Source organism: Pseudomonas sp. QLc11A, from assembly GCF_052112305.1.
GTDB classification, from domain to species: Bacteria; Pseudomonadota; Gammaproteobacteria; order Pseudomonadales; family Pseudomonadaceae; genus Aquipseudomonas; species Aquipseudomonas laurylsulfatiphila.
The window spans coordinates 109,524-129,540 of record NZ_JAVAJJ010000005.1; the positions used below are offsets into that span (position 1 = coordinate 109,524).

Annotated in this window: 15 protein-coding genes and 1 pseudogene; 11 read left to right on the forward strand and 5 right to left on the reverse strand. The window is 61.3% G+C overall.

Annotation, left to right across the window (positions count from 1 at the left end):
• Nucleotides 1-441: 441 nt before the first annotated feature.
• Nucleotides 442-1,863, forward strand: coding sequence for an amino acid permease (locus Q8X48_RS09900; protein WP_015093682.1), 1,422 nt, complete (start codon nucleotides 442-444; stop codon nucleotides 1,861-1,863).
• Nucleotides 1,864-2,010: 147 nt separating this feature from the next.
• Here the strand turns inward: Q8X48_RS09900 and Q8X48_RS09905 are convergent, their stop codons facing one another.
• Nucleotides 2,011-3,135, reverse strand: coding sequence for an OpgC family protein (locus tag Q8X48_RS09905; RefSeq protein WP_407800618.1), 1,125 nt, complete (start codon nucleotides 3,133-3,135; stop codon nucleotides 2,011-2,013).
• A gap of 245 nt (nucleotides 3,136-3,380) precedes the next feature.
• Between Q8X48_RS09905 and Q8X48_RS09910 the strand changes: the two genes are divergently transcribed.
• The 3 genes from Q8X48_RS09910 to Q8X48_RS09920 are packed head-to-tail and all read left to right on the forward strand — an operon-like array spanning nucleotide 3,381 to nucleotide 6,203.
• Entirely contained in the window at nucleotides 3,381-3,755 is a 375-nt protein-coding gene (locus tag Q8X48_RS09910; RefSeq protein WP_407800619.1) for a GtrA family protein, read from the forward strand.
• Nucleotides 3,752-4,693: a glycosyltransferase family 2 protein gene (locus Q8X48_RS09915; RefSeq protein WP_407800620.1), complete on the forward strand. Its 942-nt coding sequence runs from the start codon at nucleotides 3,752-3,754 to the stop codon at nucleotides 4,691-4,693. Before Q8X48_RS09910 ends, Q8X48_RS09915 begins: the two co-directional genes overlap by 4 nt.
• Nucleotide 4,694: 1 nt before the next feature.
• Complete coding sequence (locus tag Q8X48_RS09920) at nucleotides 4,695-6,203, forward strand: glucosyltransferase domain-containing protein (RefSeq protein ID WP_407800621.1); 1,509 nt, start codon at nucleotides 4,695-4,697, stop codon at nucleotides 6,201-6,203.
• Nucleotides 6,204-6,230: 27 nt separating this feature from the next.
• On the opposite strand, the gene Q8X48_RS09925 is transcribed toward Q8X48_RS09920, so the two are convergent.
• Both Q8X48_RS09925 and Q8X48_RS09930 read right to left on the reverse strand, forming a co-directional pair.
• Complete coding sequence (locus tag Q8X48_RS09925) at nucleotides 6,231-7,850, reverse strand: FMN-binding glutamate synthase family protein (RefSeq protein ID WP_407800622.1); 1,620 nt, start codon at nucleotides 7,848-7,850, stop codon at nucleotides 6,231-6,233.
• 165 nt (nucleotides 7,851-8,015) lie between these two features.
• Entirely contained in the window at nucleotides 8,016-8,816 is an 801-nt protein-coding gene (locus Q8X48_RS09930; RefSeq protein WP_407800623.1) for a helix-turn-helix transcriptional regulator, read from the reverse strand.
• Between the two features lie 124 nt (nucleotides 8,817-8,940).
• Here Q8X48_RS09930 and Q8X48_RS09935 point away from each other — a divergent pair, with 124 nt between their 5' ends.
• The 6 genes and pseudogenes from Q8X48_RS09935 (at nucleotide 8,941) to Q8X48_RS09960 (ending at nucleotide 12,195) form a co-directional block, all read left to right on the forward strand.
• On the forward strand, nucleotides 8,941-9,762 hold the full coding sequence (locus tag Q8X48_RS09935; RefSeq protein ID WP_407800624.1) for a carbon-nitrogen hydrolase family protein: 822 nt from the start codon (nucleotides 8,941-8,943) through the stop codon (nucleotides 9,760-9,762).
• A gap of 235 nt (nucleotides 9,763-9,997) precedes the next feature.
• Nucleotides 9,998-10,276: pseudogene (locus Q8X48_RS09940) on the forward strand (amino acid permease); the annotation flags it as partial.
• A 35-nt stretch (nucleotides 10,277-10,311) separates the two neighbouring features.
• Entirely contained in the window at nucleotides 10,312-10,443 is a 132-nt protein-coding gene (locus Q8X48_RS09945; RefSeq protein WP_256589444.1) for a hypothetical protein, read from the forward strand.
• A 155-nt stretch (nucleotides 10,444-10,598) separates the two neighbouring features.
• Nucleotides 10,599-11,033 (forward strand): NUDIX hydrolase, encoded by a 435-nt coding sequence (locus Q8X48_RS09950; protein ID WP_126049566.1) that lies wholly within the window; start codon nucleotides 10,599-10,601, stop codon nucleotides 11,031-11,033.
• 23 nt (nucleotides 11,034-11,056) lie between these two features.
• On the forward strand, nucleotides 11,057-11,695 hold the full coding sequence (locus Q8X48_RS09955) for a LysE family translocator (protein ID WP_095964880.1): 639 nt from the start codon (nucleotides 11,057-11,059) through the stop codon (nucleotides 11,693-11,695).
• A 2-nt stretch (nucleotides 11,696-11,697) separates the two neighbouring features.
• Nucleotides 11,698-12,195, forward strand: coding sequence for a GNAT family N-acetyltransferase (locus Q8X48_RS09960; protein WP_407800625.1), 498 nt, complete (start codon nucleotides 11,698-11,700; stop codon nucleotides 12,193-12,195).
• A 177-nt stretch (nucleotides 12,196-12,372) separates the two neighbouring features.
• Here Q8X48_RS09960 and metR read toward each other — a convergent pair whose 3' ends face one another.
• Together metR and Q8X48_RS09970 are read right to left on the reverse strand one after the other, a co-directional pair.
• Complete coding sequence (gene metR, locus Q8X48_RS09965; protein WP_015093694.1) at nucleotides 12,373-13,290, reverse strand: transcriptional regulator MetR; 918 nt, start codon at nucleotides 13,288-13,290, stop codon at nucleotides 12,373-12,375.
• Between the two features lie 108 nt (nucleotides 13,291-13,398).
• Entirely contained in the window at nucleotides 13,399-18,633 is a 5,235-nt protein-coding gene (locus Q8X48_RS09970; RefSeq protein WP_407800626.1) for a dermonecrotic toxin domain-containing protein, read from the reverse strand.
• A gap of 218 nt (nucleotides 18,634-18,851) precedes the next feature.
• Between Q8X48_RS09970 and Q8X48_RS09975 the strand changes: the two genes are divergently transcribed.
• Nucleotides 18,852-19,886, forward strand: a complete 1,035-nt coding sequence (locus Q8X48_RS09975; RefSeq protein ID WP_407800627.1) for an alpha/beta fold hydrolase — start codon at nucleotides 18,852-18,854, stop codon at nucleotides 19,884-19,886.
• Nucleotides 19,887-20,017 lie beyond the last annotated feature (131 nt).

Genomic DNA, 20,017 nt, shown 5'->3' on the forward strand with positions numbered 1-20,017 from the left:
GTGCTGATACCTGTGAAGGAATGACGGCATGAGAAGGCTGTTGTTGTTTGTGGCGAGGGGGCTTGCCCCCGTTGCGCTGCGAAGCGGCGCTAAAACCTGCGACTGGTGATTGTCTGGTACACCGCGTTTTCCTGTTTTGCGACTGCTTCGCAGCCGAACGGGGGCAAGCCCCCTCGCCACAGGTACTGCTGTGGCTGGAAAGGGGTGGTGTCTGAAATAGCTGATTTAGACATGTCGAAGGGGTAAATACGGCTTTGGCAGGGGCATGACGATGCACCATTGTTGTGCAATACTCGGCGCCGCTTTTCCCACTGATCTTGCGGGTTTTTCCTACAGGACGGCGTTGCCCACGAGGCAGGGCCGGTTCGGGAAGCGATGGCTTATCGGCCTGCGCTTCGCCCCTCGGTGGTCATATCCAATAACAAGACGAGGTTGTACCCAATGCCCGTAGGCAATCACCTGCCCCAAGGAGAGACCGCTCAGGGCGGTCCGCTCAAACGTGAACTCGGCGAGCGGCATATTCGCCTGATGGCACTCGGTGCCTGTATCGGCGTCGGCCTGTTCCTGGGCTCGGCCAAGGCCATCGAAATGGCCGGCCCGGCCATCATGCTGTCCTACATCATCGGCGGTCTGGCGATCCTGGTGATCATGCGCGCCCTTGGCGAGATGGCCGTGCACAACCCGGTTGCCGGCTCGTTCAGCCGTTACGCCCAAGACTATCTGGGCCCGTTGGCGGGTTTCCTGACCGGCTGGAACTACTGGTTCCTGTGGCTGGTGACCTGCGTCGCGGAAATCACGGCCGTGGCGGTATACATGGGTATCTGGTTTCCCGATGTACCGCGCTGGATCTGGGCGCTCGCTGCGTTGATCAGCATGGGCTCGATCAACCTGATCGCGGTCAAGGCTTTTGGTGAGTTCGAGTTCTGGTTTGCTTTGATCAAGATCGTCACCATCATTGCGATGGTGTTCGGCGGCATCGGCATCATTGCTTTCGGTTTCGGCAACGACGGTGTGGCCCTGGGGATTTCCAACCTGTGGACCCATGGCGGCTTCATGCCCAACGGCGTGCAAGGCGTGTTGATGTCCCTGCAAATGGTGATGTTTGCCTATCTGGGCGTGGAGATGATCGGCCTGACCGCCGGTGAGGCGAAGAACCCGCAAAAGACCATTCCGAACGCCATCGGCTCGGTGTTCTGGCGGATTCTGCTGTTCTACGTCGGCGCGTTGTTCGTGATCCTGTCGATCTACCCGTGGAATGAAATCGGCACTCAGGGCAGCCCGTTCGTGATGACCTTCGAGCGCCTGGGTATCAAGACCGCCGCCGGCATCATCAACTTCGTGGTGATCACGGCGGCGCTGTCGTCCTGCAACGGTGGCATCTTCAGTACCGGGCGCATGCTCTACAGCCTGGCGCAGAACGGCCAGGCCCCGGCCGGCTTTGCCAAGACCTCGAACAACGGCGTGCCGCGTCGTGCATTGCTGCTGTCGATTGGCGCCTTGCTGTTGGGCGTGTTGCTGAACTATCTGGTGCCGGAAAAAGTGTTTGTCTGGGTGACGGCCATTGCCACCTTCGGCGCGATCTGGACCTGGGTGATGATCCTGCTGGCCCAGCTCAAGTTCCGTAAAGGGCTGAGCGCCAGCGAAGCGGCCGGCCTGAAATATCGCCTGTGGCTCTACCCGGTCAGTTCGTACCTGGCGCTGGCGTTCCTGGTGCTGGTGGTCGGCCTGATGGCGTACTTCCCGGATACCCGCGTGGCGTTGTATGTGGGGCCAGCGTTCCTGGTGCTGCTGACGGTGCTGTTCTACGTGTTCAAGCTGCAACCGACCAATGTGTCGCAGGGTGCGGTGCGTTCGGTTTCCTGAGTTGTAACGCTGAAACCTGTAGGAGCGAGCTTGCTCGCGATGGTCGTTAACGTTTACGCGTCCTTTCTGGCTAAACGCGGCGCTCTTGAGTCCATCGCGAGCAAGCTCGCTCCTACATAAGGCAGTCCAGTGACCGGGGCTTTTTCATCAGGCGGGTACAGTTTGCGGCGATCGATTCAAACGCTTGTTGAACTCAAGCCACATCGCCAGTAACGCCATCAACCCGGCACCCACCAGCGCCGTGAAGATCTGCATGGCAAACGCATCGTCGGTCAGGGCATTGACCATGTCCGCCAGGGGCGCCAGCAGCACGCCCAGGCAGAAAATTTCCAGCGAGAAACGGCCCATGCGGCAGCTTTGCTGCGCCAGCCAGTTTTGCGTCCATCCGCTGTCGGGAATCAGTTTCGCCGTGACGTAGGCCAGTGCGAGGAAGTGCAGCAGGCGCACGGGGGACAGGTTGGTCTTGCTGATGGGGTAGAAGAAGTTTTGCAGGCTCGCCGGCACCACGGCATCGTGCAGGTCCGGCCAACGCCACAGGACGGTCAACACACCCGCGACCACGACATACAGCGCCGCACTCACAAACAAGGGCTGGCGTATCAATGGGCGGGTTTCGGGCAGGCGTGGTCGCTGGCTGTGAATCGCAGCGGCGCCGCCGAGCACGAACAGCAACTGCCAGGCAACCGGGTTGAAATACCACACGCCGTCCTTGATGGCCGCCAGGTTCCAGCCCGCCAGTGGCACCATCAGGTACAGCGCCACTGACATCGTGACCACCACCCAGGCCTTGCGCACCAGTATCGGCAGCACCAGGGGCAAGCCCGCCAGCAGCACGATGTACAGCGGCAACGGGTCCATCAGGTTCGGCTTGAAGCGCAACAGCAGTTCATCGATCAGGGCCTGCTGTGGGTTGCTGATGAAATGATGCATGCCCATTTCCTCCACCAGATCCCGTGTTTCCACGTGACTGTTGGCGAAAAACACAATGCCCATCAGCATCGCCAGCAGGAAGATATGCACCACGTAGAGCACCCACGCCCGGCGCAGGATCTTCACGCAGGCGATCAGAAAGCCTTCGCGCGCCAGGACTTTGCCGTACGCGAGCACCGCCGCAAAACCTGCCAGAAACACGAAAACCTCGGCCGCATCGCTGAAACCGAAGTTACGCAGGGTGATTTGCCCCAAAGGGTTGTGGGGCACGTGATCCCAAAAGATGAAGATCAGTGCCAGGCCACGAAAAAAGTCGATCCGGTGATCGCGCGCTAACGTCATGACAGCAGGCTCGTATCAGCGAGTGAAAATGGGATTGGCTGCGGGCGCAAACGGCCGCGCGCCAAGTCGGCGGCGCGCAGGGTGGCGTGATTCGCAGTGAATTGCAAAACCGGGATATTACCGGATGTCTCTGGCGTTGCTCCAAGGCTCAACCGCTGGTCTGAAAGGTCCGTCAATCTGCGATTTCTGACAGCAGACAGGCTCAAATACTAATAAGTGCAACGTTCTTGAAACGGGAGCCTCACATGAGACTGTTGTGGAAAGGGCTGTCCAGCTACACGGTGATCGGGGTCGCCAACACCCTGATTCACTGGCAGGTCTTTTTTCTACTGAGCGTGGCGGCCGGCCTCAGTCAGGCACTCAGCAACCTGGCAGCCTTCTGCGTGGCTGCGTCATTTTCGTTCTACATGAACGCGCAATTTACCTTCGCCGCCAGTGCCACGATCGGCGGTTATCTGCTGTTTCTTCTGGGCATGGGGACACTGAGCCTGGGCATCGGTCACCTGGGTGATGTGTGGCGCCTGCATGGCCTGCTCACCGTCGTGCTGTTTTCGGCGTTGAGCCTGGTGTTTGGTTTCCTGTATGCCAAATACGTGGTGTTTCGCGAGCGTGATCAATGAAAATCTCGCTCATCGTCCCGGTATTCAACGAGGAGCAGTCGATCAACCTGTTTTACCAGGCGGTGCGTCGCGAGTTGAAACTGGGCGATGCTGAGGTTGAAATCGTCTTCATCAACGACGGCAGTTCCGACCGCACGGCCGAACAGGCCACAGCACTGGCCGAGGCCGATGAGCAGGTGCTGCTGATCAATTTCTCGCGCAATTTCGGCAAGGAGCCGGCCCTGTTTGCCGGCCTGGAGCACGCCAGCGGCGATGCCGTGATTCCTATGGATGTCGACCTGCAGGACCCGATCAGCGTCATCCCGTTGTTGGTCGAGCAATGGCAGAAGGGCGCCGATGTGGTGCTCGCCAAGCGCCGCAATCGGGACGTCGACGGCTACCTCAGGCGCCACAGCGCGTCGATTTTCTACCACGTGCTCAATCGCATTGCCTACACCCGGATCGAGGAAAACGTCGGGGATTTCCGGCTGATGGATCGCAAGGTGGTCGACGTGATCCGTTCCCTGCCCGAGCATCAGTTGTTCATGAAAGGCGTGTTGTCGTGGGCCGGGTTCAACTCCGTGGTGGTGGAATACGAGCGGGCCGGGCGGGTGGCGGGGAACAGCAAGTTCAATGGCTGGAAGCTGTGGAACCTGGCCCTGGAAGGCGTGACCTCGTTCAGCACCGTGCCGCTGCGCTTGTGGACCTATGTCGGTGGCGGCATCTCGATTTTCGCGGTGTTTTACGCGGTGTACATGGTGCTGGACAAGATTTTCTTCGGCAACAACGTCCCCGGGTACCCGTCGCTGATGACCGCGATCCTGTTTCTCGGCGGCGTGCAACTGATCGGCATCGGCATCCTCGGCGAGTACATCGGTCGCATCTATATCGAGGCCAAGCACCGGCCGCGTTATGTGATCAAGGACATCGTCGGCGGTAAAGACCGGGGCGGGCACTAGCATGGGCCGGTTCAGCGACTTTTTCGTCCGCGAGCTCAGCCAGCATGAGGTCTGGCGGTTTTTTCTGCTCGCCACCCTGGTGTATGTCCTGCCGTTGATCCTCGCGGATTATCCCTACATCGATGACAACTGGCGCTCGCTGGCGGCGGGCATGGCCTGGTCCGAACAGGGCCGACTCTTCGCCCAACTGTTCTACAACGCGCTGACCTTCAGCCATGCCGCGCCGAACATCTTTCCCTTGCCCCTGTTGATCGCCACGCTGGCCATGGCGGCCGCGCTGACCAGCCTGACCTTCCATTATTTTCGCCAGCCGACCGTCGCTTGCTGTCTGGTGCTGTTGCCGCTCTGGTACAACCCCTTCTTCCTGCAGAACCTGTCCTATCAATACGACGGTCCCACCACGACCTTGAGCCTGGTGGCGGTGATCTACGCGATCACCTTTCGTCATCCGTGGCGCAGCGTGCAATGGCTGGTGCCCTCGTTCCTGATTGCACTGGCGCTGGGGTTGTATCAGATCAGCCTGAATGTGTTCCTGGGCCTGTGTTGCCTGGAATTGCTCAGGACCGCCAACGATAAAACCGCCCCGGTGCCATGGCGCGACCTGCTGGGCTGGAAAGCCGCCCAGGTCATCCTCGGCGGGTTGATCTACAGCGTCAGCGCTTATCTATTCATGGATTCCAAGCGCACGTTGCTGCTGGACTGGACGGCGCATCCTTTATTGCAGATCCAGATCAACATGGCCCGGGTCCTGGAAAAAGTCGTGCTGCTGTTCCATGGCGGATGGCTCTGGGTGTTCGGCGGCTTGCTGTTGCTCGCGATAGCCGGGGCGGTGCGGTTGGGACTGAACGTAGCGGCGCGTCAGGACGACGGGCCGAAGAAACTGTTGATCGGTTTGATGTGCTTGCTGACAGTGCCGGTGGTGACACTGCTGGTGTCCGGTGTCGCGCTGTTTTTCCGCGATTTCAATGAGGGTGCCCGCACCTTGATGGGGTTCGCCGTGCTGCTGGTGTTGCTGTGCTATTTGAGCCATCTGGCGCTGGCGTCGATTCATCAGCGACTGCCACTGTTGCTGATCATTGCGCTGCTGGCGATGCTGTCGTTGTCGTTCGCCTATGGCCGGGTACTGACGCTGCAGAAAACCTTTGCGTCCACGGCACTGGCCAGCCTTGCGTACGACATCGCCAGCCATCAGTCGCTGCGCGAGGCCAGGCGGATCTACCTCTCGGTGACTTACTCCGACTATTGGTTGGTGGCGGCGGCAGGCACGTTCAAGCAGATGCCGGTGCTGCACTACCTGCTCAATACCGATTTTTACATGCTGGCCGAGAATCTGCCGAAAGCGGGCATCACCAATGTGGTGGCGGAGCGCGAGCGCCGCAACGCGACGCGGGTTGGCTATCAGGGCTATCCGCCGTTGGTGGACAGGCAGTTCTACCGGATTTACCTGATTGGCGATTACGGTTTTATCGTGATGAAGGAGCCGGCCCCGAGCAAATCGCTGCGTTGGTGATGTGCGATTTCGATCGGTGCAGCGAGGTCATGCCGCTTCTATTTCATTGGGCTCAAAACTGTCCGCTCGCGCCATCTGCCACATCCGCGAGTAGAACTCGCCATTCACTTCACCGGTCAGCAGCTCGCCGGGTTTGAGGAATACATGTAACTGCGAGAACAGCTTGATCTCGGTTGCCGACATACGTCGCACCAGATGCTTGGCCGACAACTGCGACGGATGTTCGAGGCCGGCGGCGGCGAGCATTTCCGCCAGGGCCTTGAGGGTGTTGCGGTGGAAGTTGAATACGCGCTGGGCCTTGTCCGGCACCACCAGCGCGCGTTGGCGCAGGGTGTCCTGGGTGGCGACGCCGGTCGGGCATTTGTTGGTGTGGCAGCTCTGCGACTGGATGCAGCCAATGGCGAACATGAAGCCGCGCGCCGAGTTGGCCCAGTCGGCACCGATGGCCAGCACGCTGGCGATGTCGAAGGCGCTGACGATCTTGCCGCTGGCGCCGAGTTTGATCTTGTCCCGCAGGTTCAGGCCCACCAGGGTATTGTGCACGAACAGCAAGCCCTCGCGCATCGGCACGCCGATGTGGTCGGTGAACTCCACGGGCGCGGCGCCGGTGCCGCCTTCCTTGCCATCGACCACGATGAAGTCCGGGAGGATGCCCGTCTCCAGCATGGCTTTGGCAATGCCCATGAACTCCCACGGATGGCCAAGGCAGAACTTGAAGCCCACCGGTTTACCGCCGGACAGTTCACGCAATTGTGCGATGAAATGCATCATTTCGATCGGCGTCGAAAACGCCGTGTGGCGCGAGGGTGATACGCAATCTTCGCCCATGAGGATGCCGCGGGTTTCGGCGATTTCTTTGGTGACCTTGTGCTTGGGCAGGATGCCGCCGTGGCCGGGCTTGGCACCCTGGCTCATCTTGATTTCGATCATCCGCACCTGTGGCGTGCGGGCTTGCGTGGCGAAGCGTTCCGGGTCGAAACGACCGTCGCTGGTGCGGCAGCCGAAGTAACCGCTGCCCAGCTCCCAAGTCAGGTCACCGCCGTGTTCCCGGTGATAGGGGCTGATGCTGCCCTCGCCGGTGTCATGGGCGAAATTGCCGAGCCTGGCGCCCTGGTTCAACGCGCGGATGGCGTTGGCGCTGAGAGAGCCGAAACTCATGGCTGAAATGTTGAACACCGACGCCGAATACGGCTGGGTGCACTGCGGGCCACCGACGGTGACACGAAAACTGCTCGGGTCGCTCAACGGCGCCGGGCGCATGGAATGGCCGATGAACTCGAAACCCGACTGATACACATCGATCAGGGTGCCGAAGGGTTTGTCGGCGGTTTCGTTCTTGGCCCGGGAATAAACCAGCGAGCGCTGGGCTCGGGAGAAGGGCAGGGCTTCACTGTCGGATTCGAGCAGGTACTGGCGGATTTCCGGGCGGATGCCTTCGACCAGATAACGGATATTGCCCAGGATCGGGTAGTTGCGGCGCACCGCGTGGGGGCTTTGCAGCAGATCGAACAGGCCGATCAGGCTGAGGACGCCGGTGACGGCGGTGATCGGCCAGAGCCAGTCATAGTCAAGAAAGGGCAGGCTGGCGAGGGTGAATATCACGCAGACGGCAAAGAAGGCGTAGCGGCTCAGGAGTGACAGGCTCATACGGTTTCCTTGGGTTCGGACTCAATGAATTTGGCTAAACACAAAACACTGTGGGAGTGGGCTTGCCCGCGAAGACGGTGTGTCAGCCACTATCAATGTTGAATGTAATGGCCTCTTCGCGGGCAAGCCCGCTCCCACAGAAAAGCAAAGCGTTCCACAGGCCATTCAGGCATTTTGTGCCTGGAGAAAAATCGAAAACAGCTCGGACTGGGACTTGATCCCCAGCTTGCTGTACATGTGTTTCTTGTGGACTTTCACGGTTTCGACAGAGATTTCCAGCTTACGGGCGATTTCTTTGCTGGAGCAACCGCTGAGCATCAGGCGCCCGACATCCAGCTCCCGGGCGGTCAACTGCGCGCCTTTGAGCTGCTGTACCGACGCCTCCAGTTGCACCCGCCAGTCGGCTTGCGGCGGTGCGGGAGCGAGGGCCACCGCTTCGTTGATTTCATAGGGTAGACGCTGGCGCAACAGGCCGAGCACCCACGGCTGGATCAACGACAACAAGGCGATCTGCTGGCCGCTGAAACGCTGGGTGCTGCCCAGGGACAGGCACAGCGTGCGGTCGCCTTCGAGCTGGCAATTGAACTGGATTTCGTCGGCCACCACATTCAGACGAAAGTAGCGCTGGTAATACTCGGTCAGCTCGAAGTGCTCCGGGGCCACTTCCGACAGTCGATACAGCCCGGTGCGCGACTGCTCGCGGCAGGCGATGTAGAAGGGGTCGAGCAGGTACAGGCCGCGCAGGTAGTCCTGGAACAACTGGTCGGGGCTGCCGTCATCGCCTGGGCATTCGGCGAACACCTGCGGGCGCTGATCGGCGCTGAAAAGCAGGGCCACCCAGCTGTCGAAGGGCACGTACTGATCCAGCAAACGCACCAGCTGGGTCCAGAAATTGGGCTTGTCCAGGGCGTCGATCAGTTGCCCCACCGAGCGGTGCCAGGCGATGTCGTCCAACGAGAGTGTCATGCATCTACCCCTATCGTGTTACCCCAGCGGCGTGATTCCCCGCCCGGTTGCTTGCTGCGCATACTGGCGCACAGACACCGACCGGGCAATCTTTCTGCCGCCCGGGCCACAACAAGGAGTACCCATGAAGGTCGAACTCGCCCAATTGGCAGGCCGTGACAACGACACGGCCTACAACCTCGAACGCACCCTGGCGGCCATCGCCGCGTGCGCAGCCGGCACGCAGCTGATCATGTTCCCTGAAGGCCATTTGATGGGCTTCCCTTCGGCGGAGTCCGTGGCTGATGTCGCCGAACCAGTGGACGGTCCGTCCGTCAGTGCGGTGCTCGACGCCGCCCGCCAGCGCAAAATCGCCGTGGCCATCGGCATGGCCGAAATCGACAACGGCCGCTTCTACAACACCACGCTGCTGATCACCCCTGAAGGCATCGCGCTGAAGTACCGCAAGACGCACTTGTGGGCCTCGGATCGCGGTGTGTACGAGGCGGGTGATCGCTACGCCACTTGCCTGTGGAACGGCGTACGCGTGGGCCTGCTGATTTGCTACGACATCGAATTCCCCGAAAGCGCCCGCGCCCTGGCGCAACTGGGCGCCGAGCTGTTGATCGTCACCAACGGCAACATGGACCCCTACGGCCCGACCCACCGCACCGCCATCATGGCCCGCGCCCAGGAAAACCAGGCGTTTGCGCTGATGGTCAACCGGGTGGAAGAGGGGGATGGCGGTTTGTTGTTTGCCGGTGGCAGTGCGCTGGTTGATCCGCTGGGCACGCTGCTGTTCGAGGCCGGGCGCGAGGAAGGGCAGTTTGCCGTTGAACTGGACCTGAGCCAGTTGACGGCGGCGCGTCAGGATTATCGGTATCTGGATGATCAGCGGCTGAAGTTGCCGGGGGAGGTGGTCGAGCATGCATCTGGATTGCTGGAGCTGCTGATTCCTTCGCGCTGACCCCGGTTCTGTGTTGGCTGGACTGACGCCTTCGCGAGCAGGCTCGCTCCCACATTTGATTGCAGTCGTTCACCGGGTTTGTATTCACCGAAGATCCACTGTGGGAGCGAGCCTGCTCGCGATGAGGCCCTCTTGGATGACACACCTGTCTGACCGAAGAGCTACAACGCAACACCCGTAATTTGCGCCGAACTCGGCTCTGCCATAAATCCAATAAAATTCGGAGTAGTCGCTCATGGCTCGTTTGCAACGCACCCTGTCACTGGGGGCGGTGGTGCTTTTTGGCATCGCCTGCATGACGCCGATCATTGTGATCGGCACCTTTGGCATCCTCGCTCAATCTACCGTCGGCATGGTACCGGCCGCGTACCTCGCGGCGTTGGTGGCGATGTTCTTCACCGCAATGAGCTACGGCCGCATGGCCTCGGCCTTCCCGGTGGCCGGCTCGGCCTATAGCTATGTGCGCAAGGCCATTAGCCCGAAACTCGGGTTCATCGCCGGTTGGGCCGTGCTTTCCCGTTCATCGGCCTGGCAGCGGATTTGTGGTTGATGGTCAGCCTCGATCACCTGGCGGTGTATCTGGGGTTGAGCTGGCTGGCGATCGGCGTGTTGTACCTGGCGGTGTTGACCGGCGGTTTCCGTCGGCAGCCGCCGGAGATGGATTTCCAGGAAGCCACGTAAAGGAAACTGTAGGAGCGAGCTTGCTCGCGATAAACCTGAGGGCGCCGATGGGCAACTGGTTCTACGCGTTTTCGTTCACGACCATCGCGAGCAAGCTCGCTCCTACAGGGCGGACATGTGATCCTTAGCGCTTTTGAGTCAAAGGCCTTCTGTTTATGACGACGTTTTCCATACCTGCCTCCCGGACCATCCGCATCGCCGCAGCCCTGCTGATCGGTCCTGACGGTCGCACATTGCTGGTGCGCAAGCGCGGTACCACGGCGTTCATGCAGCCCGGTGGCAAGATCGAACCCCATGAATTGCCGGTTCATGCGCTGGCCCGGGAGCTGGAGGAAGAGTTGGGTCTGGACATCGACCCGGCGCAGGCCGTTTACCTCGGTCACTTTTCGGCACCGGCGGCCAATGAGCCGGGTTTTGTCGTACACGCCGAGCTGTTTCAGCTGAAGATTGATTCAGACGTCACCCCGGCGGCGGAGATCGAAGAAGTGATCTGGATCGACCCGGTGACCGACGGCGGTGTCTGTCTGGCGCCATTGACAAGGGACCTGATCCTGCCGTTTTATCGAGCATCGCTGACTGCGATCGCCTGATCATCACGCAAAGGACCTCGCCCATGATCCCGCTTCAAGACCTGCTGATTTTTGCTGCTGCCGCGTTGCTGATGGTACTGACCCCGGGGCCGAACATGATCTACCTGATCTCCCGTTCGATCTGCCAGGGGCGCAAGGCCGGGGTAATCTCCTTGCTCGGCGTGGTCGCGGGTTTTTTCGTGCACCTGTTTGCTGCGGCCGCCGGTCTGACTGCGGTGTTCCTGGCGGTGCCGATGGCCTATGAGGTGTTGAAGTGGGCCGGTGCGTTGTACCTGTTGTGGCTGGCCTGGCAGGCGGTCAAACCCGGTGCGCGCTCGCCGTTCGAGGCGCAGCAGTTGCCCCCGGATTCGTCGCGCAAGCTGATCACGATGGGCTTTCTGACCAGTGCCCTGAACCCGAAAATCGCGGTGTTCTATCTGTCGGTGTTTCCGCAGTTCATTACGCCGGAGCATGGCTCAGTGTTCAGCCAGAGCATCATCCTGGGCCTGACCCAGATCAGCGTCAGTTTCAGCGTCAACCTGCTGATCGCCATGTTTGCCGCGGGTATTGCCTCGTGGTTCGTCAACAATCCGACCTGGCTGGCGATGCAGCGCTATTTCATGGGCTTCGTGTTGTCGGCACTGGCGCTGCGGCTGATGCTTGAGCAAAAACGGATGGCCTGAGCATGTGGATCGAGCGACTGGATGCCAGCCATGCCCTGGACTATCGGGCGCTGATGCTCGAGGCTTTCGATCTGCATCCGCAGGCCTTTACCTCGAGTGTGCGTGAGCGGGCGGCGATGCCGCTGGGCTGGTGGGAGTCGCGCCTGACGAGCAAGCTGGACGTGGTGCTCGGGGCATTCGAGGACGGCCGGTTGGCCGGCATTGTCGGCCTCGCGTTCGAGCCTCGGGAAAAGGCCCGGCACAAGGTGACGCTGTTTGGCATGTACGTCTCGCCAACGGTTCGCCAGCGCGGGCTCGGCTATCAACTGGTTCAGGCGGCACTGACCGAGGCGCAGCACCATGCGGGTTTGCGTCTGATCCAGTTGACCGTCACCGCCGGCAACGATGCCGCGTTCAACCTCTACCGGCGCTGCGGTTTCGTCCAGTTCGGCCTGGAACCGATGGCCGTGCGGGTTGGAGAGGATTACTTCGACAAAATCCACATGTGGCGCGAGCTCTGAAGCCACCGCAGATTCCCTGTGGGAGCGGGCTTTTGTGGAGAGGGGGCTTGCCCCCGTTCGGCTGCGAAGCAGTCGTAAAACCTGTGCTTACGGAGTCACTAATGGAATGCAGGGGAGCGCTTCGCACTCCAACGGGGGCAAGCCCCCTCGCCACAAAGACCGCATCGTCAGATGGTTTCAGCGTACGGCGCTGACACCATCCAATGTAGAAAACGACGTGTCCTTGGCCGTCAGCAAGAAGTCGCGCATGTACGGTGCATCGAGCATGTCGGCGCGGATCGCCGCATACAGCGTGGCGAACAAACCTTTCTCACCCAGCCGCTTGGCTTTCACATAACCCCGCGAACTGTATTCATGCAGCGCCCAATGGGGCATGCCGCACACGCCACGACCGCTGGCCACCAGCTGCATCATCATCACCGTCAGTTCCGAGGTGCGGACCTGGGCCGGTTCGATGTCGGCGGGTTCGAGGAAGCGGGTGAAGATGTCCAGCCGGTCCCGTTCCACGGGGTAGGTGATCAGGGTTTCCGGGAGCAAGTCTTCGGGGACGATATAGGCCTTGCCAGCCAGGCGGTGCTGGTTGGCCACCGCCAGCATCGCTTCATAAGTGAACAGCGGTACATAGGTGATCCCGGCCAGATCCAGCGGATCGGAGGTCACCACCAGGTCCAGATCGCCACGGGCCAGGGCCGGCAGCGGGGCGAAGGAAAAACCCGAGGCCAGGTCCAGCTCGACTTCCGGCCAGGCATCGCGGAACTGGTCGATGGTTGGCATCAGCCACTGGAAGCAACTGTGGCATTCGATGGCCATGTGCAGGCGCCCGGCGGTGCCCCCGGCCAGGCGACTGATGTCGCGTTCGGCGGCGCGCAGCAATGGCAAGGTGGCGTCGGCCAATTGCAGCAGGCGCAAACCGGCGCTGGTGAAGCGCACCGGTTTGGTCTTGCGCACGAACAACGGCATGCCCATGCGCTCTTCCAGCTCCTTGAACTGGTGAGACAGGGCCGACTGGGTCAGGTGCAGGCGATCGGCCGCATCCACCAGGCTGTCGGCTTCACGCAAGGCGTGCAGGGTCTTGAGGTGACGGATTTCAAGCACCGGAGGCTCCATGAGTAAAACTTGTAGATAAATCGAAAAGGTTGAGTTTGTCTCATGTTGGTGCCGCTGTCCACGACGGGACACATTGCGTGCCCCGTCGTTGTCATTTTACAGCGTGGAAAAGTGTTTGTTGCCCAGCGGTTTGCCGATGTCGCCGCGCCAGATCGCCTCGACCGTACCGCCACTGGCGGCCACGTCCTGCTGCCATTTCAAGCCGAGGTTGCGTTGTTCCGGCAGTTTCAGATGGCCTTTGACGAAGTCGCTGAACTGAGGCTGGGCCGAGGTGTAGTGGAAGTGGGCGTACCACAGGGTTTGCGCCGGTTCGTTGCGCAGGTCGCGCACTTCGTACTCCTGCAGGAAATCCCGTCGTCCGTCGGCGCGTTTGCCCAGGTCGCGCAAGCCACCTTCCTTGCGGATGTCCACCACTTGTTGTTCAAGCAGATAGTCCAGATAGCCTTCGGTCGGGGTTTTGCTGCTCATGCTTTGATTGATGCGCAGGGTGCGCCCCGTGCGCAACATCTCATCCGCCCGATTGCGCAGTTGCAGCGCTACGGCATCGGTGGGGGATAAGCGTTCGATGGCCTGGGCACGCATGGTTAACTCCGTGGCCTCGCTGCCCATCATGTGCTCAAGGTCGACCGGGAGCATGTCCTGCCGCGCATAGCCTTCGACTTTGCGGGTATAGGCGTTTGCCGCCTCCAGCCTGTTCCTGGCTTCTGTCAGCAGTGGCCCGACATCGGTGGGCAGTTCCGGCTGCACGGAGCCCGTTGGCTCGCTGAGGTGATATTTGCCGCTTGAGCGCGGCAGCCAGGTTTCCGTGTGGCCATCGACCCCTTCGATGGTGATGCGCTTTTGTCGGGTGACGGCGTCGGTGCTGGCGATGCCGATCAGCAACTGATTGTCTTCGGTCTCGAACAGTTGCTGTCCGGGCCGGCCTTCTTTGGGCACCACCGAAGGTCGCGTCTTGATGGCCCGGCGTGCAAATTCTTCAACCTTGTCCAGGTTGTCCAGAAACGCGGTGACCTGTTCCAGGTCCAAATGCTGCGGATAACCGAGGGTCCAGGCGCCCAGCTGACGCCGGAACTCGGTATAGGTGGCCAGGCAGTCTTTGAGGACTTTACTGCGCTGACTGACGCTGGCGCTCACCTGGGGTAGCTGATGTTGTGTCAGCAGCGCGCGGCCGACCTTGTTGCGGGCTGTTTTCAACTGCACGTGGAAGTACATCCAGGACAGGTCGGTCACCGCGTCATAACGGGTGATGATTTCCAGGGTGTGCGCCGTTTTCAGGTAGTAGTGATTGGCCTCGCTGAGTTTCTCATTCATGTTCGTCATGGCCTTCGCAATCTCCTTTTTTTGCGCCGGGTTAGTGATACGGCGGTTCCAGCGATTGGCTTCCTCGACCGTCGTATGCAGCTGATCGAAATCTTTGAGAAAGTTTTTGCGGATCTCCTTGCGTTGCGCCATGAACTGCAAGTGCGCGGCGGTATCGGTGATCGCTGTGGCATCTGACCGGGCGATCAGCTGATCGATACGATTGAGGTGTTCCACCAGCCGTTCCTTGGCCAGGTTGATCCGCCGCACTGAACGGTCGACGATGATCCAGGCGCAGCGACTTTGGATGTCTTCGATCTGCACGCGTTTGCGGCCATGGCTATACAGCATCAGCTCATCGAGATTCAGGTATTGGGCCTGGGCAAGGTCGATATCGTTCGCGCAGGCGACATCGGCACGGGAGCGAAGGGCTGGGCGCTGCTCGAGTTCGAGGCCGAAATAGTGCTCAAGCAGGGTGTTGCTGCTGCGGGTCTGGGTATCGAGCCGCGCCCTGTAGGCCTCTGCGGTATGGGTCAGGGTCAATTGCCGGCGCAAGGCGCGGTCGGTCCACCAGCGCGGCAGCCAGCGGCGAATGGCGGCAGGCCAGAGTGGGTCAAGCCCGTCGGCCATGTGCCCGAGCACCGCGCCACCGCCCACGCCTCCACCCTCGATCACGGTGCCGTACACCGCGTAGTGGGTGTTCCAGTGGCCTGACTCATCGAGGGCGACTGGCTGTTTGTAGGTCCGGCTGCTGGTGCCACTCAAGCGCCAGCGGGGTGGTTCGCCTTCCAGTTCGATGCGATAGATTCTTCCCTGGCTGAGCATGAAGTCGCCGTCGGCGTGGCGATACACGTCGCGATAAATGCCTTCGCTGCCCGGTTGCAGGTCCGCGAGGGAAATCGGTTTTTCATATTCATAACCCTTGAAGCGCTCCAGCGACCGCCGCGCCTGGGGTTGCGTCGATAGCTGCAGGGCTCGCGGACTTTTGCCCAGCGCCCGCCACTGACGACTGCGCGTGGCGACGCGGGCAGTAGCAGGGGTGGCAGTGGTGCCGGGGAGAATGTCCATGGCCGCGTCGATCAGCGACAACAGCACCGCCTCCACCTCGGCCAGGCCATGGCCGACATCACCGCGCAGGAAGGCCGCCACCGCCAGGTTGGCGCTGTTCCAGGCGTCGTACAGGGCGATGGTCGTACCGACAAAGGGCAGCATGCCCACAGCCATTTTCAGGTAGTTGAACATTGCGCCGGACTCCAAGGCGACCTGCTCCAGGTACAACGCATCATTGGAGCGCGACGTCGCCCGATGGGCCTCCAGCAAACGGCCCATGTGTACATTCAGCAGATGCGCTGCCAGGGAGGTGCTGGCTGGCCAGGGCGTACCGACGCCGATCAGCCCGTCGAAGTTTTTCAATAGGGCCTGGTTGATCCGACTGACGTGGTGGGCGACATCACCCGTCAAGGCGCGGCCGGCCAGGTAGTTGACCATCGGACTGCGCAGGCAATCGTTGAACAGGCGCATCCGTGCCTGTTCAAGGCTGTCGAACTGGCGCAGATAAATGCCGTCGGGGCTGTCGGGCAGATACAGCAGGGTCAGGCCGCTGACGTGCTCCACGATAAAGGTGACGCCGGTCAAGGTGCTCGGTCCCTGGGCGTGGGTGTCCTTGCCGCCCACGGTCAGGTGCGCGGGCAGCAACTCGATGCGCTTGCCGTCGCTGGCAAAGGCTTCACGGCTGTTGGCGTCGATGGCGATTTCCAGCACTTGCCGGCCGTTGGCATCGATGTCCTTTGCCAACTCGGCGAATTCGCCTTGCAGGCGAAGCATCAGGCGCCACGGCTCACTCAGGCATTCGCGCCGATGTTCATTACTGAACATCGATGCCGTCGAGGTGCCGAGGAACGTCTCGCGGATCAGCCTTTCATATTGCCCGGCCAGATCCAGCTCGGTGACCAGCTTGCTCAGCCAGGACGTCGTGATGGCGCCTTTCAGTTTCTGCTGTTGTGCGGCGTCGGCACCGCTGACCTCGACCTGCATGAACGACAGTCGCCACCCCATTTCCTGATCGATGTTGCCCAGCGCCAGCTCACCCAGGGACAGCTTGCTGCGCTGCTCGCTGGCGACCAGCACATTTTGTTGAGGGGTGCCCGGAGCTGCACCTTCAATGACTACTTTGCGCCAGCTGGTTGAGTCCGGAACGTCGAGCAGCACCTGTACCGCTTGAGTGAGGTCGAAGTCCTCGCGCAGCCGGGCGTCGACAGCCTTGATGGCGAAGGCTTCCCGTGGCGGCAGTTCACGTTCGAGCCACGCGTGGGAGCGCTGCATCGCGCCGATCCAGGATTTGAACAGCGTCTTGAGCCGGCCACGCTGCACGGCAGGCAGTTCGCGATGCCACGACGGCAATTGAGCGGCCAGCGCACTGCTCTGGTTTTGCTCGACGATGCGTGCGTATACCCAGTCCCGGGCGGCGGATTGGGGGACGGTCAGGCAGGCGAGGGTCTGCTCGCGCAGTTTTTCCAGTTCGGCCGCACGCTGGCTGGTACGAAGCGGAACAGGATTGGCTGCAATGATCCGGGCCGCTTGTTGTTCACAGCTGTGGAGCTGGATTTGCAGGGCGTATTCAAACGGCGAGCCGCTCAGCGGCAAAACGTGCACGGCCAGGGCAGGGTCGTTGACCGGGCGTTTGAACAGCGATTGTTCCAGCAGCTGTCGAGAGGCAAACCGTTGCAGTCCACCGAAGCGTCCGGGCCAGTACAGCAACAGGCTGTCGGTCGAATTCGCCAGTAGCGCCGAGGGTTTGGCAAACAGCAGAACGCCGTCCAGTTCCTCGGTTTGCGTGCGGCGGGTGTCGCCTTCGGTGTCGGTTGCCGACAGTTCCAGCCGCGCGACCACGAGGTCGGCCGCTCGGGGCTGATCGGGGGCATCCAGCACACTGATGAGCCATTGATGCTCTTCACTGTTGATCTGATTCAGGCTCAATTGCAGTTCGGCTTCGGCGCGCAAACCGTCTTGGCGTGCCTGGAGCAGGGCTGCGTAATGCGGGCCCGGCTGGTGGCGCAGCTCCAGCCATTTGAGGCCATCGGCGGCGTCCAGTAGCGCCGTCGCGGCGGCGCTGCTGGCCTGCTCGGCAGCGCTGAGGGTCTCGAGTTGCTGTTGCAGGCGTTGCAGACGTGGATCCTTGGCATCACCCGCAAAGTCATCGCCGAGCAGACTCTCCAGGGCCGTCCGCTGTTGTGCCAGCGCGCGGTGACGCACGCCTAAGGGAATATCGGGGCTGAGCTGGCCGAACAGGGCCGCGTTGTCGTCTGTCTCCACCCGTGGCAGGTCGGGGGGCGCGGCCAGCACGGCGGCATTGCCGGGCCGGTCCGCGGGGGCGACGGACAATCGGGACAACAGGGCTTCGGCGCCAGTGCGCAGCACAGCTGTGTCGAGGACCGTGTAATCGACGCTGCCCTTGTCCATCGACAGCCGGCGCTGGTCGAACCGCTGTGGTTGATGCTCGGTCAACCAGCGCTCCAGCTCAATCCGGTTTTGAAAGGTCATCCAGACGGATGAGTGCGAAGGCAGATACAACAGCTGAGCGACCGGTTGATCGGTATCCCGGGTGATGACCAGCGCGCCCGACAGCGGGGTAGACAGGCCATTGTCATCTATGAGACTCAGCTGTTCGACGTACACGGGGTGCTGGTCAGGCGTTGGTGTTGGCGCTGGCGGGTCGATGAGCGCCAGTAAGGTTTTGATCTGCCCGGCATCGAGGATGCCTTGGGCAAACGCCCATTGGCTCGACACCTCGAAATGCTGACGATACAAGCGGATGGCTTGTTCCCGACGCGAGCGATCGGTGCCGAATGCACGTGCGCTCCACCAAGCGGTGTCGAGCCGGGCTTGCGAGCTTTGCGCCATGAGGCTGAGCCACTGCTCGCAGCACTCTTCCCAGCGCGCCGAGGCGCTCAGGCTCAGGCCTTGGTCCGGGTTGGCGGGCAATGGGTAGATGAGGCCGAAATCGGCCGTAAGGGGGGTGGTTTCGTCAACCATGACGATGAGTCTCCAGAAAGCCGAACCGTGCCGGCGGTACGGGCATTAGGCGGCAGTCGACAGGAGGAGGGGCGGTACATAGTTATCGCGAAACCGGCTGTGACGCCGGATGACCGCCCGGCGCTGTTCATCAAACTGTCATGGAACTGTGGCAGCGCGCTTGAACAAACTTCATCAGACTCGCGCTCTACTGGGGTTCTGCGTTTTGGTGTTTTTCCATGGGTGCTGCATTCTTTTCACGAATCATATTTCTGGCCGCATTGTTGTTCGGCCTGCCGTCTTTGGCGGCCTCGCGTTGTGACGTCAATGTTCCGACCGAACGGGTGGATCTGGCCCAGGTAAGCCTGGCGTACCAGAGCATCGGTCGTGCGTCGGATCCGGCCTTGCTGCTGGTGATGGGCCTGGGCGGGCAGTTGATCCACTGGCCGGACGAGGTGGTGGTCGCCCTGTGTCAGCAGGGCTTTCGGGTGATTCGCTATGACAATCGCGATGTCGGCCTGTCGACCTGGCGGCAAGCACCGGCCGAAGGCAACCTGACGTTCGAAGTGCTGCGCTACAAACTCGGCTTGCCGGTGTCGTCGCCGTACTCGCTGACCGACATGGCCGACGATGGCCTGGGCTTGATGGATGCCTTGCACATCGATCAATTCCACGTGTTGGGCGCCAGCATGGGCGGGATGATCGCCCAGCACATGGCGGCCATGGCACCGCAGCGGGTCGAGAGCCTGACCCTGATCATGACCAGCTCCGGGGCCGAAGGCTTGCCGGCGCCGAGTGCGGCGCTGGTGCAATTACTGGCGCGACGTGGCGCACCGAACCGCGAGGTGGCCCTGGAACAACAGGCCGACTTGCTGGCGGCGCTCGGCAGCCCGATGGTGAGCGATGATCGTCAGGTGCTGTTGCATCAGGCGGCGCAGTCCTATGACCGGGCGTTCAATCCCGAGGGCGTGAAACGCCAGATCATGGCCATTCTCGCCGAGCCGAGCCGGGTCGCGCTGCTCAACCGGTTGCGGGTGCCGGCGCTGGTGGTCCATGGCACGGCCGACCCCTTGCTGCCGGTGATGCACGGGGTGCATCTGGCGGCGCATCTGCGTGGCAGCCAGTTGGTCTTGATTCCGGGCCTGGCCCATCGTTTCCAGGAGGCGTTCAAGGTGCCGTTGCTGGGGGCGGTGTTGCCGTACTTGCGCGAGCACCGTGAAGACACTTCGCACTGGGCGCAGATCGAGCCGGTGGCTGATCACAATCTCCTCTAACTCCCTCGGTCCAATGTGGGAGCGGGCTTGCTCGCGAAGAGGGAGTATCAGTTGGCATTTGAGTTGACTGACACACCGCTTTCGCGAGCAAGCCCGCTCCCACAGGAGAATGTATTTCTCTGTGAAAGCGT

Excerpts from the sequence above, each read along its gene's own strand:
- Q8X48_RS09900 (WP_015093682.1), top strand. The coding sequence starts at position 442 with ATGCCCGTAGGCAATCACCTGCCCCAAGGAGAGACCGCTCAGGGCGGT.
- Q8X48_RS09905 (WP_407800618.1), bottom strand. The coding sequence starts at position 3,135 with ATGACGTTAGCGCGCGATCACCGGATCGACTTTTTTCGTGGCCTGGCA.
- Q8X48_RS09910 (WP_407800619.1), top strand. The coding sequence starts at position 3,381 with ATGAGACTGTTGTGGAAAGGGCTGTCCAGCTACACGGTGATCGGGGTC.
- Q8X48_RS09915 (WP_407800620.1), top strand. The coding sequence starts at position 3,752 with ATGAAAATCTCGCTCATCGTCCCGGTATTCAACGAGGAGCAGTCGATC.
- Q8X48_RS09920 (WP_407800621.1), top strand. The coding sequence starts at position 4,695 with ATGGGCCGGTTCAGCGACTTTTTCGTCCGCGAGCTCAGCCAGCATGAG.
- Q8X48_RS09925 (WP_407800622.1), bottom strand. The coding sequence starts at position 7,850 with ATGAGCCTGTCACTCCTGAGCCGCTACGCCTTCTTTGCCGTCTGCGTG.
- Q8X48_RS09930 (WP_407800623.1), bottom strand. The coding sequence starts at position 8,816 with ATGACACTCTCGTTGGACGACATCGCCTGGCACCGCTCGGTGGGGCAA.
- Q8X48_RS09935 (WP_407800624.1), top strand. The coding sequence starts at position 8,941 with ATGAAGGTCGAACTCGCCCAATTGGCAGGCCGTGACAACGACACGGCC.
- Q8X48_RS09945 (WP_256589444.1), top strand. The coding sequence starts at position 10,312 with ATGGTCAGCCTCGATCACCTGGCGGTGTATCTGGGGTTGAGCTGGCTG.
- Q8X48_RS09950 (WP_126049566.1), top strand. The coding sequence starts at position 10,599 with ATGACGACGTTTTCCATACCTGCCTCCCGGACCATCCGCATCGCCGCA.
- Q8X48_RS09955 (WP_095964880.1), top strand. The coding sequence starts at position 11,057 with ATGATCCCGCTTCAAGACCTGCTGATTTTTGCTGCTGCCGCGTTGCTG.
- Q8X48_RS09960 (WP_407800625.1), top strand. The coding sequence starts at position 11,698 with ATGTGGATCGAGCGACTGGATGCCAGCCATGCCCTGGACTATCGGGCG.
- Q8X48_RS09970 (WP_407800626.1), bottom strand. The coding sequence starts at position 18,633 with ATGGTTGACGAAACCACCCCCCTTACGGCCGATTTCGGCCTCATCTAC.
- Q8X48_RS09975 (WP_407800627.1), top strand. The coding sequence starts at position 18,852 with ATGGGTGCTGCATTCTTTTCACGAATCATATTTCTGGCCGCATTGTTG.